At 72.3% G+C, this 16311-nt stretch carries 11 protein-coding genes; 4 read left to right on the forward strand and 7 right to left on the reverse strand.

The genetic code is table 11. The features are described 5' to 3' along the window. Nucleotides 1–4: 4 nt before the first annotated feature. Nucleotides 5–1519, reverse strand: a complete 1515-nt coding sequence (locus ACTMTI_RS30090; protein WP_441123928.1) for a phytoene desaturase family protein — start codon at nt 1517–1519, stop codon at nt 5–7. A 397-nt stretch (nt 1520–1916) separates the two neighbouring features. Between ACTMTI_RS30090 and ACTMTI_RS30095 the strand changes: the two genes are divergently transcribed. The 3 genes from ACTMTI_RS30095 (at nt 1917) to ACTMTI_RS30105 (ending at nt 6153) form a co-directional block, all read left to right on the forward strand. Next, the gene (locus tag ACTMTI_RS30095) at nt 1917–2855 is read left to right on the forward strand and encodes a pseudouridine-5'-phosphate glycosidase (RefSeq protein WP_441123929.1); all 939 of its coding nucleotides are present in this window, start codon (nt 1917–1919) and stop codon (nt 2853–2855) included. After that, nucleotides 2840–3781 (forward strand): carbohydrate kinase family protein, encoded by a 942-nt coding sequence (locus tag ACTMTI_RS30100; RefSeq protein WP_441123930.1) that lies wholly within the window; start codon nt 2840–2842, stop codon nt 3779–3781. The genes ACTMTI_RS30095 and ACTMTI_RS30100 overlap by 16 nt, the downstream gene beginning before the upstream one ends. An 83-nt stretch (nt 3782–3864) precedes the next feature. Next, a complete protein-coding gene (locus ACTMTI_RS30105; RefSeq protein ID WP_441123931.1) occupies nt 3865–6153 on the forward strand; it encodes a hypothetical protein in 2289 nt (762 codons plus the stop codon). A gap of 236 nt (nt 6154–6389) precedes the next feature. Here the strand turns inward: ACTMTI_RS30105 and ACTMTI_RS30110 are convergent, their stop codons facing one another. The 6 genes from ACTMTI_RS30110 to ACTMTI_RS30135 form a co-directional block, all read right to left on the reverse strand. Continuing rightward, on the reverse strand, nt 6390–9341 hold the full coding sequence (locus ACTMTI_RS30110; protein ID WP_441123932.1) for a helix-turn-helix transcriptional regulator: 2952 nt from the start codon (nt 9339–9341) through the stop codon (nt 6390–6392). A gap of 162 nt (nt 9342–9503) precedes the next feature. Further along, a complete protein-coding gene (locus tag ACTMTI_RS30115) occupies nt 9504–9938 on the reverse strand; it encodes a GNAT family N-acetyltransferase (RefSeq protein WP_441123933.1) in 435 nt (144 codons plus the stop codon). A 75-nt stretch (nt 9939–10013) separates the two neighbouring features. Then, the gene (locus ACTMTI_RS30120) at nt 10014–11150 is read right to left on the reverse strand and encodes an acyl-CoA dehydrogenase family protein (protein WP_441123935.1); all 1137 of its coding nucleotides are present in this window, start codon (nt 11148–11150) and stop codon (nt 10014–10016) included. A gap of 1 nt (nt 11151) precedes the next feature. Beyond that, entirely contained in the window at nt 11152–12057 is a 906-nt protein-coding gene (locus tag ACTMTI_RS30125; protein ID WP_441123936.1) for a hydroxymethylglutaryl-CoA lyase, read from the reverse strand. Then, nucleotides 12057–14003: an acetyl/propionyl/methylcrotonyl-CoA carboxylase subunit alpha gene (locus tag ACTMTI_RS30130; RefSeq protein WP_441123938.1), complete on the reverse strand. Its 1947-nt coding sequence runs from the start codon at nt 14001–14003 to the stop codon at nt 12057–12059. Before ACTMTI_RS30130 ends, ACTMTI_RS30125 begins: the two co-directional genes overlap by 1 nt. A gap of 2 nt (nt 14004–14005) precedes the next feature. After that, a complete protein-coding gene (locus ACTMTI_RS30135) occupies nt 14006–15577 on the reverse strand; it encodes a carboxyl transferase domain-containing protein (protein WP_441123939.1) in 1572 nt (523 codons plus the stop codon). A 61-nt stretch (nt 15578–15638) separates the two neighbouring features. Between ACTMTI_RS30135 and ACTMTI_RS30140 the strand changes: the two genes are divergently transcribed. Further along, nucleotides 15639–16235 carry an SACE_7040 family transcriptional regulator gene (locus ACTMTI_RS30140; RefSeq protein ID WP_441123940.1) on the forward strand — a complete coding sequence of 199 codons (597 nt, stop codon included), beginning with the start codon at nt 15639–15641 and terminating at the stop codon, nt 16233–16235. Nucleotides 16236–16311: the final 76 nt, after the last annotated feature.

The following is a 16311-nucleotide window of genomic DNA, read 5'->3' on the forward strand; positions in this document are numbered from 1 at the left end:
GGGCTCAGGTCAGGAGGGCCATGGCCGCGTTGTGCCCGCCGATGCCGCTCACGCCGCCGCCCCTGCGTGCGCCCGCCCCGCACATGAGGATGCGCTCGTGCTCGGTCTCCACGCCCCAGCCGCCGCCCGCCGCGTACGGCCAGCTCAGGTCGGTGTGGAAGATGTGGCCGCCGGGCAGCCCGGCCTCCGTTTCGAGGTCCACCGGGGTCTTGACCTCCACGCACGGGGTGCCGTCGGGGGCCTGGAGCAGGCAGTCCTCGATGGGCTCGGCGAGGACGGAGTTGATGGAGGCGAAGGTGGCCCGCAGGGCGTCTTCACGCGCCTTATCGCGATTTGTCCGGAAGAGGCGTGCGGGCATGTGCAGCCCGAACAACGTCATCGTCTCGGCCCTACCCCTGAGATCGGGCCCGATGATCGACGGGTCGGTCAGCGAATGGCAATAGACCTCGGCCGGCGGCACGTCCGGAATCCGCCCGGCGGCCGCCTGCGCGTACGCCCTGGCGAGCTGCTCGCGCCCCTCGTTGATGTGGAACGTCCCGCTGAATGCCGCCGAGGGATCCACCGACGCGTCCTTCAGCCTGGGCAGCCTGCTGAGAACCATGTTGACCTTCAACTGCGCCCCCTCGGGCACGGTCGCCGGGCTGCCGAGCACCCGGTCGAGCACCCGGTCGAGCACTGTGGGCGGCAGGTTGACCAGCACGTGCCGGCCGTTCACCGCGTGCTCGCCGGCCTCGTCCACGAAGGCGACCTCCCCGGACGGCGAGATCCCGACGATCTCCGCCCCGGTCCTGATCTCGGCGCCGGCCCGCCTGGCGGCCGCTTCGAGCGCGCCGGACACCGCGCCCATCCCGCCCACGGGCACGTTCCACTCCCCGGTGCCGTCGCCGATCACGTGGTAGAGGAAGCACCGGTTGGCCGGCAGGTCGGTGTCGGTGTCGGCGAACGTGCCGATCAGCGCGTCGGTGAGCACGACGCCGCGTACGGTGTCGTCGCCGAACCGCTCGGCCACGGTCTGGCCGATGGGCCGCTGGAACAGATCGCGCCACGCCTCCGCGCCGACCAGCCGCTCGATCTCGGTGGGGGCGCGTAAGGGTTCGAGCAGGGTGGGGGCCAGGGCCCGGGCCACCCGCGCGGTCATGCCGTAGAAGTCGCGCCACGCCTTGTGATCGGCCTCGCCGCCGGTGACGGCTCGGAACGAGGCCGCCGTACGTGCCTCGTCCTCGTTGTCGACGAGCAGTCCCGTGTTTCCCTTGGGGGTGTAGGAGGCGTAGCGGCGGCGGCGCAGCTCCAGGTCGAGCCCGAGGTCCCGGACGATCCTGGAGGGCAGCAGGCTGACCAGGTAGGAGTAGCGCGACAGCCGTACGTCCACGCCGGGGAAGGGCCGCGCGGAGACCGCCAGGCCGCCCACGTGGTCGAACCGCTCCAGCACGAGCACCCGCCGACCGGCTCCGGCGAGGTAGGCGGCGGCGACCAGCCCGTTGTGCCCGCCCCCGGCGACAACCACGTCATACGACACCATCCCCGCACTTTACGACTCAAACCACGCTCCCCGTCAACGCCCGCCGGGCACAAGATCCCCGACCGGGCGGGGAGCGGTCCCCTCCGCGACGGCGCGCCCGCGCGGGAGGACTCGACGCCGTGGACCCGGACGCCGAGGTCGCCGCCGGCGCCCCGGGCATGGGCGCGCTACCCCTGGTCGTCGTCCACTTCCGAGACAGGTGGCTCCTTGATCGGCCCGACCCCCGATGCGATGCTGCTTGGGGCGGTAGATCGCGGCAAGACCCAGGTGCCGCGTTCCAAGGAAGCCAGTGTCAAGACGGACAGTCAGCCCAGCGAGCCAGCAACCGGAGCCCATCCCAACAAATGACGTAAAATACGCCGTTCCCCTAATGCCTTGCCGGAATTACTCAAGGAGTATGAAACTCACCATGCGCACCACCGCCGACTCCGTTCTCCAGCCGTCCGACGAGGTCGCCGAGGCCCTGGCCGGCGGCGCACCCGTCGTGGCGCTGGAGTCCACGATCATCTCTCACGGGCTGCCGCAGCCGCGCAACCTGGAGGTGGCGCGGGAGTTGGAGGGAGTCGTACGGGCGGCGGGAGCGGTGCCGGCCACGATCGCCGTGCTGGACGGCGTTCCCCGGATCGGCCTGAACGAGCTGGAGCTGGAGCGCATCGCGACCGAGCCGGGCCTGCGCAAGCTGGGCCAGCGGGACCTGCCGGTGGCGGCGGCGCTGAAGGCCAGCGGCGCGACCACCGTGTCGGCCACGTCGTTCCTCGCCGCGCGCGCCGGGATCCGGATCTTCGCCACCGGCGGGCTGGGCGGCGTGCACCGCGGCTGGATCGAGGACCAGGACGAGTCCGCCGACCTCGACACGCTCGCCCGTACCCGCATCACGGTCGTCTGCGCGGGCGTGAAGTCCATCCTCGACGTGCCGGCGACGCTGCAGCGGCTGGAGACCAGGGGCGTGAGCGTGGTGGGGTACCGCACCGACACCTTCCCCGGCTTCTACCTGCACTCCTCGGGGCAGCCGATCGACTGGCGGATCGAGTCGCCCGAGGAGGCGGCGGCCGTCATGCGCGGCCAGGACGCGCTCGGCGGCCAGGAGACGGCGCTGATCGTCGCCAACCCGATCCCCACGGACCGGCAGCTCGACCCGGAGTTGCACGACCGCGTGCTGGGCGAGGCGCTGGCCGCCGCCGAACGCTCGGGCGTCAAGGGGCAGGCGATCACTCCGTTCCTGCTCGGCTACCTGGTGGACGGCACCGGCGGCGCCTCCTTGGAGGCGAACCTGGCCGCCGTGCGCGGCAACACCGCCTTGGCCGCCCAGATCGCCCTCGCGTGGGCGAGATCGTGACGGACTGCGGGCTCCTGATCATCGGTGACGCGGTCACCGATGTCGTGGCATTGCACGGTTCACCAGTCATGTCGGGCACCGACACGGCCGCCGACATCGTGCTCCGCCCCGGCGGCTCCGGCGCGAACACCGCCGCCTGGGCCGCCCGTCTGGGCGCCGACGTCCGCCTGCTGGCCAGGCTCGGCTACGACAGCTGCGACTGGCACACCACCGAGCTGGCCAAGACAGGCGTGCGCACGCACGTGACGGTGGATCCCGAGCACCCCACCGCGGTCGTGATCGCGATGGTGGACAAGAGCGGCGAGCGTTCGATGCTCACCAACCGCGGCGCGGGCAGCCTGATCTCGGAGAGCGACTGGGACCCGGCCCTGCTCGACGGCGTCGGCCGGCTCCACCTGTCCGGCTATATCTTCTTCGCCGCGCCCGGGCTGCGCCTGGCCAGGCGCGCCATGGCCGACGCGGCGGCCGCGGGCGTCGCGATCAGCATCGACCCGGCCTCCACGGGTCCCCTGCGCGACTTCGGCGTCGAACGTTTCCTGTCCGAATCCGCCCCGGCCAACCTGATCATCCCGAACCTCGACGAGGCCCTGCTCCTCAGCGGCTCCTCGACGCCGGAGCGGGCCGCCGTACTGCTGAGTGAGAGATATGGCACAGCGGTCGTGAAGCTGGGCGCGGAGGGCGCGCTGGCCGCCGTGGACGGCGGGATCGTGGCGACGGCGGCGGGCCTGCCCGCCGAGGTCGTAGACTCGACCGGAGCGGGCGACGCGTTCGCCGCGGGCTTCCTTGCTGCGATTTTGCAGGGTGCCGGCGAAGGGACTGCTTTGGAGGCAGGTTGCCGTGCCGGTGCTGAATGTGTGGCCCAGGTAGGCGGTCGACCGCGATACGGTTTGGAGCTGAACCGTCTTTACCCTATTCACACTGATTGATAGCTTGCCGCGTAGGCTGCACCACTAGCCACATGTGTTTACGGGCGCACCACACGGCTCACTGGGGAGGATAAGGTCCGCCGATGGAAGTCGAGTCATCGATCTGCCTGAGCGACCTAGTTCCTGCTCTGCGCTGGAGCCGCCCGCAGCAGGTGGCCGAGGCGCTGGGCGATCCGCGCCTGCCCGCGGGGTGGTGGTCCTCCCTGGCGCTGTCGAAGGCACTCGGCACGGCGGGCCTCGACTGGATCTGCGAACGCCTGGCGCGGCTGGCCTCCTCCCGCTGGGACCATCTGCCGCTGTCCGATCTGCTGCCCGCCCTGGCGGTTCACCACGTGGATCCCGCGCTGCCCGGCTGGCCCGAGGCGACCCGTACGGCGATCATCGGCCTCGGCGGCTGGCAGCGGCTGCGCCGCCTGGCCCCCAGCGACCTGAGCACTCCCTCGGCCACGCCCGAAGTGGTGATCCGCGCCGTCTTCCGCGAGATCCTCGGGCGCATCCCGGCCCAGCGCGAGGCCCCGAAGGCCGCCCATCCCGAAGTGACGCGCCCGCTGCAGGTGGGCGGGGTCCCCAGCCAGCCCACCGGTCCCGCGCAGGACGAGGTCAGAGGCACGGACCCCTTCCCCGTCCAGCCGGAAGCCACGCCGCAGCCGCAGTCCGGCCCGCTCGCCGCTCAGTCCGGCCCGCTCGCCGCCCCGTCCGAGGGCACCGCACCAGGACGGACCGCCCCCTCTGGACCTCCCGCGCCGTCCGGGCCTTTCGCGGGCCAGGGCAGCAACGGCGCGCCGCCGCGCCAGACCGGCTCCTTCTTCGCTCAGCCGCAGGACAGCGGCCCGCAACGCCAGCCGGCACCACCCGCGGACAGCGGCTCCCAGCGTCAGACCGGCTCCTTCCCGGCCCAGCCATCGGAGAGCGGCCCGCAACGCCAGACCGGGCCGGTCCCGGCCCAGGGCGAAAGCGGCACGCAGCGCCAGACGGGGTCGTTCCCCGCTCAGCCGGCGGATGGGCCTTCGCCGCGTCAGACCGGCACCTTCCCGGCCCAGCCATCGGAGAGCGGCCCGCAACGCCAGACGGGGTCGTTCACCCCGCAGAGCGGTTCGTTCGCCGCGCAGCCCCAGAGCGGCGGCCTTCCGCAGCGCCCGGCGCCCGGCCAGGCCGAACGCCTCCCTCAGCGCCCCCCCGGCCCGCAGCCCGGCAGCCCCGCACCCGGCGCGGCGAGCGCCGGCGGCCCGCACACCGGGTCGTTCCCGGCCGTGCCCGGGACGGACGGCGCCAAGGGCTACGTTCCCGGCACGACGCCGTCCAGCCCGGTGCCGTCCGACACCGACCACGCCATGGTCCGCGTGGTGGACAGCCTGTTCCGCAGCCTGGACAAGCTCGAACTGGCCGTGGCCGTGCACCGGCTGTTCGCGCAGGACCCGGTCAGCCTGCGCACGCTCGCGCACAAGATGCTCGTGGACAGGGACGCGCTGTCCCAGGCCCAGCGCACCGCCGAAGAACGCGTGCTGCACTGGCTCCGCTCGTCGGAGTCCGCACCGGTCACCGGGCACATGTTCCGGCTGACCGAGTGGCTCGGCGCGGCGGCCACGGAAGACCAGCTCATCGGCGCCGACCCGGCCCACCCCGTGACCGTGCCGTCGCTGCGCACGCCGCTGTGGCGGGTGCTGGTGACGCTCATGCCCGACCGCCGCCTCCAGGACGGCTGGCTGGTGGTGGGCGACCTCCATGGCCTGCAGGCCCGTACGCGGCAGCTCCTGGCCACGGCCTCGCCCGACGCCGACGTCGTGGCGCTGGTGGGCGAGCTGGGCATCCGCGCCCACTCGGCCAAGGCCTGGCTCGACGCCCTGCCTCCCAAGACCGCCCCCGACCCGGTGGGCTCGGGGCCGTCGCTCGACCAGCCCCTGCCCCGTCGCACGCCGGGAGCCAACGGCCACCACCATCGGGGCGGCCAGCCCATCCCGCCCGCGACGGCGAGCTCGATCGACCCGTCCGCCGCACTGGCCACGCTGTCGGCCCTGTCGGGCGGCCGCTCCGGGATACTGCCCGTGGCCGGAGCCCCGTCCACGCCACCTCCGCCGCTCCCGGGCCCGTCGTCGGACCCGCGCCGCTGGCAGCGCATCGAGGTCACCCCCGAGCACCTGCGGGGCGGCCCGGTGCCGGTGCCGGAGGGGTACGCGGCACAGCTCGGCATGCGTCCCGGCACCCTGCTGTCGGTGACGGGCCCCGGCGACAACGCCATCGTCCTGGTCTGGCAAGGGCACCAGCCGGTCTTCGACTCCCTGCAGCCGGTGCTCATGCGCTTGAACGCGCGGCCCGGCGACCAGGTGTACGTCACGGTGGACGGCTACCGCCTGGAGGCGCAGCTCACCGGCTGACCAGGCCGGCCGGGAACGGATCAACAAGGCCGGCGTCGAAGCTGGACGCAGAGCCCTGACCCCGACCCACGGAGGCCGGGCAAGGAGGGCTCGCGTATCGGCGCGTAACCCCTGAAGGGTCAGAGGCCGTTACCCTGGAGGGCCCTCAGCCGAAGTACGGCGTTTGGGGGACCACGGCAGCGCGTAAAGAATGAAGGTCTCAGAAGACCAGCACGGCGGAGAAGCGGCGGAGGATCTCAGTCAAAGAGCCCATGTCGATGTGCGGTTGCCGCCGCCTCGCCGCGAGTCGAAACGCCCAGTTTCGCCAAGATGTTGGAGACGTGGACGCTCACCGTCTTCACCGAGATGAACAGCGCCTCCGCGATCTCCCGGTTGCTGCGCCCATGCGCAACCTCCCGCAGCACCTCCAGCTCCCGCGCCGTCAATCCCAGCGGAAGCCCGTCGGAAGCCTCCTCGCCACCGATCCTGGCGCGCCGCCGGAAGTCGTCGAGCTGCTCCAGCAGCGGCGTGGCGCCGAGCCGGGCGGCGAGTTCGCGGGCCCGCGTCAGCCGCGCCGCGGCCTCCTGCCGGTCCCCGGCCGCGAGCGCGGCCCGCGCGGCGCCCATCAGGCTTTTGGCCTCGGAGTACGGCTGCCGCAGCCCCGCCCACGCCGCCACCGCCCCGTCCCAGGCCTTGAACTGCCAGGCGGCCAGCTCGGCGGCATCGTCCGGCGGCGTCTCGGGACCGGTCAGCGCGGTGAACGTGAGCTGCTGCGCCTGCTGGAGATCGCCCACGACCCCCAGCTCCGTTGCCAGCGCGCGCAGCCGCGGCAGGAGCGACAGCCCGAGTCGCGCGAGCGCGCCGAGACCTGACCGATCGGACCCCGCGGACATCGGCCCGGTGACCTGTGCGAGGAGCTGGGCGAACGTCACAAGCACCGGCCAGGAGTAACGCGGGGTGCTCACCAGGTCGCGCTCCTCCAGGGCGCGGGCGGCCGTCTCCACGGCCTCGTCGAGCTGCCCGCGCGCCCGCAGCAGCTGCACATCCCTGCACAGGTGCGGCAGCACCGCCTGATCCCGGTACGTGCCCCGCGACAGCACGCTGCGCGACGCCCCCAGCAGTTGCTCGGCCCGGTCGAGCTGGCCCCGGGCGAGCGCGATGTCCATGGCGAACCCCTGCAGGCTGGCCCGGTAGGGTGCCGGCGGCGCGAGGTCGAGCGCGTGCTCGATCACTTCGAGGGCCTCGTCCCAGCGGCCGAGCGACACCAGCGGCTCGGCCAGGTTGATCGCCAGGAACGCGCCCGACGTGCGCGCCAGGCCGTAGTGCCCGGCCTCCTCGACGCCGTCGCGGGCCACCTGCGCGGCCCGCTCGTGCCAGCCCGCGCCCTCCAGCGCGTCGGACTCGGAGATGGCGCAGCGCATCAGCGCGTTGTACGCATCGCCGCCGGCGGCGATGCGGCGCGCCTCGGCGAACGCGTCGAGCTGGGCTTCGATCTCGGAAAAGCAGAAACGCGCCCAGGCGAGATCGATCAGCGCGTGGGCCTCGACGTTGGCGTCGCCCACCTGGTGGGCGATCTCTCTCGCGATCTGGGCGGTGGCGATCCTCTCCGACCAGTTCTCCGCGCCGTGGAGCATGCGCGACAGGCTCTCCAGCACCTGGCCGCGCAGCTTGGTCGGCGGGTCGGCGGGCACCAGCTCGGCGGCGCGGCGCAGGTCTTCGCGGAAACCGAGGCGGCCCAGGTCGTAGCGGGTCAGGCCGCGCTGGCGCAGCAGGCGGGCGGTCCTGATCGGGTCGCTCGCGTGGTCCAGCTCAGCCAGGGCGGCGCTGGCCAGGGCGATGCTGCGCTCGAATTCGCCGGCGAGATGGGCCACCGTGGCGATCTGCCCGAGCACGTCGATCCGGTCGCAGCCGATGCGATCAGGGGCGTCGGGCACCTGGTCCCACAGCTCGAGCACCCTGGAGAGCATCCTGAGCTGCTCGTCGTAGGCGGTGGACTTGCGGGCCGCGGCGGCCGCGCGCCAGGCGCTGACCAGTGCCCAGGTGGAGTCGTGGGCGGAGTGCCAGTGGTGGGCCAGCTCGATCGCGCCGCGCGGGGCGGGCAGGATCGACAGGTCGCGCTCCAGGGCCTCGGCGTAGCGGGTGTGGAGGCGGGTGTGCTCGCCGGGCAGCAGGTCGTCGTGGAGCGCCTCGCGGATGAGCGCGTGCCTGAAGCTGTAGCCCTCGCCGTCGACGACCAGCACGTTGCCCGCCACGGCGGGCCGCAGGGCGCCGGAGAGCGCGTTGTCGTCGAGCCCGGCGACGGCGGAGAGCAGATCGTGCTCGATGCGCTGGCCGCCCGCGCTGGCCACGCGCAGCAGCTCCTGCGTCTCCTCGGGCAGCCGCTCGACGCTGGCCAGCAGCAGGTCGCGCAGCGACTCGGGCAGCGCGTCGCCGCCGCCGGCCTCGCTGAGCAGCGCCTCGACGAACAGCGGGTTGCCCTCGCTGCGGGCGTAGATCAGGTCCATGTCGGCGGGGGACGGCTCCCGCTCCAGGATGCTGGCCGCCTGGGCGACGGCCTCCCTGCGGGTGAGCCTGCGCAGCTCGGCCCTGGTCACCCACTCCACGCGGCCCAGCTCGGCGAGCATCGGCCGCAGCGGGTGGGTGCGATGCAGCTCGTCGGTGCGGTAGGTGACGACGATCAGCAGGCGGCCCGCGGTGCGCTGGTAGCGGACCAGGAACGACAGCAGGTCGCGGGTGGACCGGTCGGCCCAGTGCGCGTCCTCGACGACCAGCAGCACGGGACGCTCCTCGGCCAGCCGCTCCAGCAGCCCGAGCACCTGCTCGAACAGCCGCGCCCTGGCCTCGGCCCCGTCCTTGTCCGGCTCCCCGAACTCGGGCAGCAGCCGCGCCAGCCCGCGCGTGGTGCCTCCCGGCACGAGCGCCGCGACCCCGTCGCGGCCCAGCTCCCGCACGAGGCCGCGCAGCACGGCGGTGAACGGCGCGAACGGCAGACCCTCCGTGCCCAGCTCGAGACACCCGCCCACGAGCGCCAGAGCGTCGCCGGCCCGGTCGATGAACTCCTTGACGAGCCGCGTCTTGCCGACCCCGGCCTCGCCGCCGACCAGCACGGTCGACGACACCCCGGAACGCGCTCTGATCAGCGCGTCGCCGAGAGCGGAGAGCTCGCGGGCACGCCCGACGAACAAGGGGCTCACGGCATGGATACTCACGACATCAGCATGCCATCCGGCTACGACTGAAACGGCCTTCCGCACTTTCCGGCGGCCCGCCCGGCGAAACCGTCCGCCGCAGCACGGACCACCGCGTGCGATGGCATGCCCGCACGGCACCCGGCGCCCGACGCGCCATGTGGCGTGGTGGAAGCGTTGGTGTCAGCGCAGGACCTTGCGGAAGAACGTGGCCGAGGCCTCGTAGCCCAGCGCGTGGTAGAACTCGGGCGCCCGCCGCGTCGCCATGGCCACATAGCCCGCCTGGCGCGAGCGGGCCCACTGCTCGAACTCCTCCAGCAGCCTCCGCCCGATCCCCTGCCGGCGCGACCCCGACTGGACCATGGCCTCCTCGACCCAGGCGACCGGCCCGTTGGCGAACAGCGTCAAGTGGACGAACCCCAGCAGGTAGCCGTGGACGTGCCCGCCCACGACCGCCACGAGCAGCAGGGCGTCGTGGTTCGCCAGCAGCTCCGGCAGCGCGGCGTCGAAGGCCTCGCGCTCGGGCCGGAACGTCAGCCCGAACTCGCGAGCGAGCGCGAACACCTCGTCCGCGTCCGCCTTGTCCGCCCTCCTGATCAGGAGATCGTCAGCCGTCATGACAGATGACCCTAGATCGTGCCACCTCACCCGCGCAAACACCCGCCGAGCTCAGCGCGTGGACACCGCCCGAGCTCACAGGTCGCCCAGCCCGAGCTGGCGGGCGATGAGCATGCGCTGGACCTCGCTCGTGCCCTCTCCGATCTCCAGGATCTTGGCGTCGCGGTAGAAGCGGCCGACGGGGAACTCGTTCATGAAGCCGTACCCGCCGAACACCTGCGTGGCCTCGCGCGAGTTGTCCATGGCCGCGTTGGAGGCGACCAGCTTGGCGATCGCCGCCTCCTTCTTGAACGGCATCCCCGCCAGCATCCGCTCCGCCGCGTGGTAGTACGCCAGGCGGGCCGTGTGCGCCCGCGCCTCCATGTCGGCGATCTTGAACTGGATGGCCTGGTAGTGGCCGATCGGGTGGCCGAACGCCTTCCTGTCCCGTACGTACTTCAGGCACTCGTCCACGCAGCCCTGCGCCAGCCCGACGCTGACGGCGGCGATCGCGATGCGGCCCTCGTCCAGCGTCTGCAGGAACTGGGCGTAGCCGCGGCCGCGCCGGCCGAGGAGGTTGCCGGCGGGGACGCGGCAGTCGGTGAAGGACAGCTCGCGGGTGTCGGAGGCGTTCCAGCCGACCTTGGAGTACTTCTTCGACACCGTGAATCCGGGCGTGCCGCTCGGCACGAGGATCGTGGAGATCTCCCGTTCGCCGGTGAGCGCGGCCACCCCGACGACGGCGGTGATGTCGGTGCCGGAGTTCGTGATGAAGGCCTTCGTCCCGTTGATCACCCATTCGGAGCCGTCCAGCACGGCCGTGGTACGCATCCCGCCCGGCACGTCCGTGCCGCCGCCGGGCTCGGTCAGGCCGAACGCGCCCAGCTCGGCGCCGGAGGTCAGCCTGGGCAGCCAGTGCAGGCGCTGTTCCTCGGTGCCGAACCGGTAGATCGGCATCGCGCCCAGCGACACCGCGGCCTCCAGGGTGATCGACACGCTGGAGTCGACGCGGGCCAGCTCCTCCAGCGCCAGGCAGAGCGCGAAGTAGTCGCCGCCCATGCCGCCGTATTCCTCGGGGAACGGCAGGCCGAACAGGCCCATCGCGCCCATCTGCCGCACGATGTCGTAAGGGAACTCCTCGCGCTCGTAATAGTCGCCGATCACCGGCGCCACCACGTCGCGGGCGAACGCCTCGACCGTCTTGCGCAGCTCTTCGTACTCGTCCTTGAGCATGTCAGCCTTTCGACAGCGCCTGTACGACGCGGGAGGGACTGGGCCGGCCGAGCAGCCCGGCCAGCCAGGTGCTGGTGGCCACGAGCTTGTCCAGGTCGAGCCCGGTCTCGATGCCGAGCCCGTGCAGCATCCAGACCAGGTCCTCGGTGGCGAGGTTGCCGGTGGCGGACTCGGCGTAGGGGCAGCCGCCGATGCCGCCGGTGGAGGCGTCCACGGTGGTCACGCCCGCGCGCAAGGCGGCCAGGGTGTTGCCGAGCGCCTGGCCGTAGGTGTCGTGGAAGTGCACGGCCAGCCGCTCGGGCCTGCCGAGCGCGCGGATCAGGGCGGTCACGTGGCCCGGCGTGCCGACCCCTGTCGTGTCGCCGAGCGACAGCTCGTGGCAGCCGAGCCCGAGCAGCCGCTCGCCGACCGTGACGACCTGCTGGATCGGCGTCGGCCCCTCCCAGGGATCGCCGAAGCACATCGACACGTACGCCCGCACCTTGACGCCGTTGTCCAGCGCCCTGGCCACGACCGGCTCGAACATGCCGAACTGGCTCTCCAGGCTCCTGTTGAGGTTCTTGGCGGCGAACGTCTCGGTGGCGCTGGCGAAGATCGCGATCTCTTCCACACCCAGGTCGAGCGCCCGGTCCAGGCCGCGCTGGTTCGGCACCAGCACCGGGTAGCGCACGCCCGGCCGGCGGTCCAGCCTGGTGAGCAGCTCGTCGGCGTCGGCCAGCTGCGGCACCCACTTCGGGTGCACGAAGCTGGTCGCCTCGATCACCTTGTGCCCGGCGTCGGCGAGCCGGTCGATGAACTCGGCCTTGACCTCGACGGGCACGACGGAGGACTCGTTCTGCAGCCCGTCGCGCGGGCCGACCTCGTAGATCGTGATCTGCTGCGGAAGACCCTCCATGGGGTACGCCATCACGCCTCCTCGACGGTGACCACGGCCAGCACGGCGTCCATGTCGACCGGCTGCCCGGCCTGCGCGGGCAGCTCGGTGACCACGCCGTCGCACGGGGCGGTGACCGTGTGCTCCATCTTCATGGCCTCCACGATGACCAGCGCCTGCCCCTCGCTCACCCGCTCGCCCACCTGCGCCTTGACCACCAGGACGGTGCCCGGCATGGGGCTCCTGACCACGCCGTCCCCGGCCGCCGCCGCGCCCGGGCGGTCGCCGGGGTCGCCGATGAGGTGGCGGGTGAACGCCCACGTCCGGCCGTCCTTGCCGAGCCAGAGCGTGTCGTCGTGGCGTACGTGGAGGTAGTGCTCGGTACGGCCGCCGACGGTGACCGCGAGGTCGGCGCCGTCGGCCTGGATACGTGCGGCGAACTTCTGGCCATTTATCTGGACTTCGGCGGATTCTTCGGGCAGGCCGCGTACCTGGACCTCGTGCCCGCCGTCCCTGGACTCCAGCCGCCACGTGGTCCACGCCGGCGCGCCGGCCCGCCACCCGTCCGTGACCTCCCACGGATCGTCGCCCTGCGGCATGGCGTGGAAGACGAGCCCCGCGGCCGCCAGCACCTCCCCGGGCACCTCGACGCCAGGAAGGAGGCCGGGCAGCACCCGCTCGACCAGGCCGGTGTCCAGCTCGCCCGCCAGGACGGCGGGGTGCGCGGCGAGCGCGCGCAGGAACGGGATGTTGGTGACCACGCCCAGGACGGCCGTCCGGGCGAGGGCCCGGTCGAGCGCCCGCAGCGCCGCCTGCCTGTCCGGCGCCCAGGCGATGACCTTGGCCAGCATCGGGTCGAACTCGCTGCCCACGATCCCGCCCTCGACCAGCCCGGAGTCCACCCGGATCCCCGGCATGGCCGCATCGGGTTCGCGAAGGGCCAGCACGCGGCCGCCCGTGGGCAGGAAGCCGCGCGCCGGGTCCTCGGCGTACACGCGGGCCTCGACGGCGTGGCCGGACAGCCGCACGTCCTGCTGCCCGAACGGCAGCCGCTCCCCCGCCGCCGCCCGCAGCTGCAGCTCCACCAGGTCCACCCCGGTCACCAGCTCCGTGACCGGGTGCTCGACCTGCAGGCGGGTGTTCATCTCCATGAAGTGGTAGGCGCCGGTGGCGCCGTCCACGATGAACTCGACGGTGCCCGCGCCGGTGTACCCGACCGCGCGGGCGGCCTCCACCGCCGCCGCTCCCATGCGGGCGCGCGTCTCGGGGGTCACGAACGGCGACGGGGCCTCCTCGATGATCTTCTGGTGCCTGCGCTGCAGGCTGCACTCGCGCTCGCCCAGGTGGACGACGTTCCCGTGGGTGTCGGCCAGGATCTGGATCTCGATGTGGCGCGGGCTCTCGACGTAGCGCTCGATGAGCAGCGTGCCGTCACCGAACGCGGCCCGCGCCGTACGCCGTGCCGACTCCAGCGCCTCGGCCAGTTCGGCGGCCGAGCGGACCAGCACCATGCCCTTGCCCCCGCCGCCGGCGGACGGCTTGATCAGTGCGGGGAAGTCGCGCCAGCCCTCCAGCGCGTCGCCCGGCTCGGCCGCGCCCGGCACCACGGGCACGCCGGCGGCCGACACCGTGGCCTTGGCGCGGATCTTGTCGCCCATCGCGTCGATGGCCGCGGCCGGCGGCCCGACGAAGACCAGCCCGGCCGCCGCGCACTGCCGCGCGAACTCGGCGTTCTCGGCGAGGAACCCGTATCCGGGATGGACGGCCTGCGCACCCGAATCCCGAGCCGCTCCCACGATCGCCTCGATGTCCAGATAATTCGGCACCTGGAGGGCCAGGTCGGCTTCGCGCACGTGCCTGGCGCCCGCGTCGGACGGCGCGTGCACGGCCACCGACGTGATGCCGAGACCCCGCAGTGTGCGGATGATCCGTACGGCGATCTCGCCCCTGTTGGCGATCAGAACACGGTTGAAGAGCATGGTCACATCCGGAAGACGCCGTAGCCGGCGGGCTCGAGCGGGGCGTTGGCCGCCGCGGACAGCGCCAGGCCCAGGACGGTGCGGGTGTCGAGGGGGTCGATCACGCCGTCGTCCCAGAGCCTGGCCGTGGAGTAGTACGGGTTTCCCTGGCGCTCGTATTGCGCCCTGATCGCCTCGGCGTCGGCGCTGCCGACGGTCGTCAGGACGTTCGCGGCCTGCTCGCCGCCCATGACGGAGATGCGGGCGTTCGGCCACATCCACAGGAACCGGGGAGAGTACGCCCGCCCCGCCATCGCGTAGTTCCCCGCCCCGAACGACCCGCCGATCACGACGGTGAACTTGGGCACGCGCGCGCACGAGACGGCGGTGACCATCTTGGCGCCGTGCTTGGCGATGCCGCCCGCCTCGTAGGCCTTGCCGACCATGAAACCGCTGATGTTCTGCAGGAACACCAGGGGGATCCGCCGCTGGTCGCACAGCTCGATGAAGTGCGCGCCCTTCATCGCGGACTCGCTGAACAGGATGCCGTTGTTGGCGACGATCCCCACCGGGTGGCCGTGCAGGTGGGCGAAGCCGGTGACGAGCGTGGCACCGTATTCGGCCTTGAACTCGAGGAAACGCGAGCCGTCCACGATCCTGGCGATCACCTCGCGCACGTCGTACGGCTGGCGGGTGTCGCCGGGCACGATTCCGTACAGGTCGCGGGGGTCATGCTTGGGCGGCTCCGGCGTGGTCGTCTCCCACGGCCGCGGGGGGCGCGGCGCGAGCGTGGAGACGATGTCGCGGACGATGGCCAGCGCGTGCGCGTCGTCCTCGGCCAGGTGGTCGGTGACGCCGCTGACCCGCGCGTGCAGGTCGCCGCCGCCGAGTTCCTCGGCCGTGACCTCCTCGCCGGTGGCCGCCTTCACCAGGGGCGGGCCGCCCAGGAAGATCGTGCCCTGGCCGCGTACGATGACCGCCTCGTCGCTCATCGCGGGCACGTACGCTCCGCCGGCCGTGCAGGAGCCGAGCACCGCGGCGATCTGGGGGATGCCGCGGGCCGACATCGTGGCCTGGTTGTAGAAGATGCGGCCGAAGTGCTCGCGGTCGGGGAACACCTCGTCCTGTCTCGGCAGGAACGCCCCACCGGAGTCCACGAGGTAGACGCAGGGCAGGCGGTTGTGCAGCGCCACCTCCTGCGCGCGCAGGTGCTTCTTGACGGTGATCGGATAGTACGTGCCGCCCTTGACGGTGGCGTCGTTGGCGACGATCACGCACTCGCGGCCGGAGACCCGGCCCACCCCGGTGATGATCCCGGCGGCGGGGGCCTGGTCGTCGTAGAGGCCGTTCGCGGCCAGCGGCGACAGCTCCAGGAAGCGGGAGCCCGGGTCCAGCAGGCCGTCGACGCGGTCGCGGGGCAGCAGCTTGCCGCGTTCGACGTGGCGCTGCCGTGACCTCTCGGGGCCGCCGAGCGCGGCGACGTCGAGGCGTTCGAGCAGCTCGGCGGCCAGCCTCTCGTTGACCTCGGCGTTGCGTTTGTACGCCGCGCCCCCGGGGTCGGCGACCGACTTCAGCACCGGCCAATCGCTGCTCATGAGTCACCTCTCATGGCACGGATGTTAGTCATCATTAACGTAGTCGTCTAGCATGTGAGACGTGACCACCGTCTCCACACCTACCCGCAATCGGCGCAACAGGCGCGCGGAAATCCTGGAGGCGGCCGCCCGGCTGTTCGCCGGGCGCGGCTTCCACGGCGTCTCGATCGAGGACATCGGCGGCGCGGTGGGCGTCTCGGGGCCGGCGCTCTACCGCCATTTCAGCGGCAAGGACGCGCTGCTCGCCGAGATGCTGCTGGACATCAGCTCGCGGCTGCGCGAGTCGGCCGTCGCGGTCGCCACCTCGTCCCCGGATCCGCAGCAGACGCTGGACGCGCTGCTCAACGTGCAGATCACGTTCTCCATCGAGCAGCCCGCGCTGATCACGGTGCACGACAGGGAGCTGGGCAACGTGCCGGAGCCGCAGCGGCGGCAGATCAGGCGGTTGCAGCGGCTCTACGTCGAGGAGTGGGTCACCGTGCTGGCCGAGCTGCACCCCTCGTGCCCGCCCGCGCGCCTGCGCGCCGCCACCCACGCCGTCTTCGGCCTGCTCAACTCCACGCCGCACAGCGCCGGCGAGCTGCCGGGGCGGGACATGCGGCCGCTGCTGCACGCGATGGCCAGGGCCGCGATCGACGCCGCCGTTAACGCTCAATAACCAAGAGGCCGATTTCTCTCTTGGCCTTGTTGCCCCAACTATCTAGATATATCGTCAAGATATCTCGATAGTTGGG

Source organism: Nonomuraea sp. H19 (assembly GCF_052068215.1).
In the GTDB taxonomy this organism is placed as follows: Bacteria; Actinomycetota; Actinomycetes; order Streptosporangiales; family Streptosporangiaceae; genus Nonomuraea.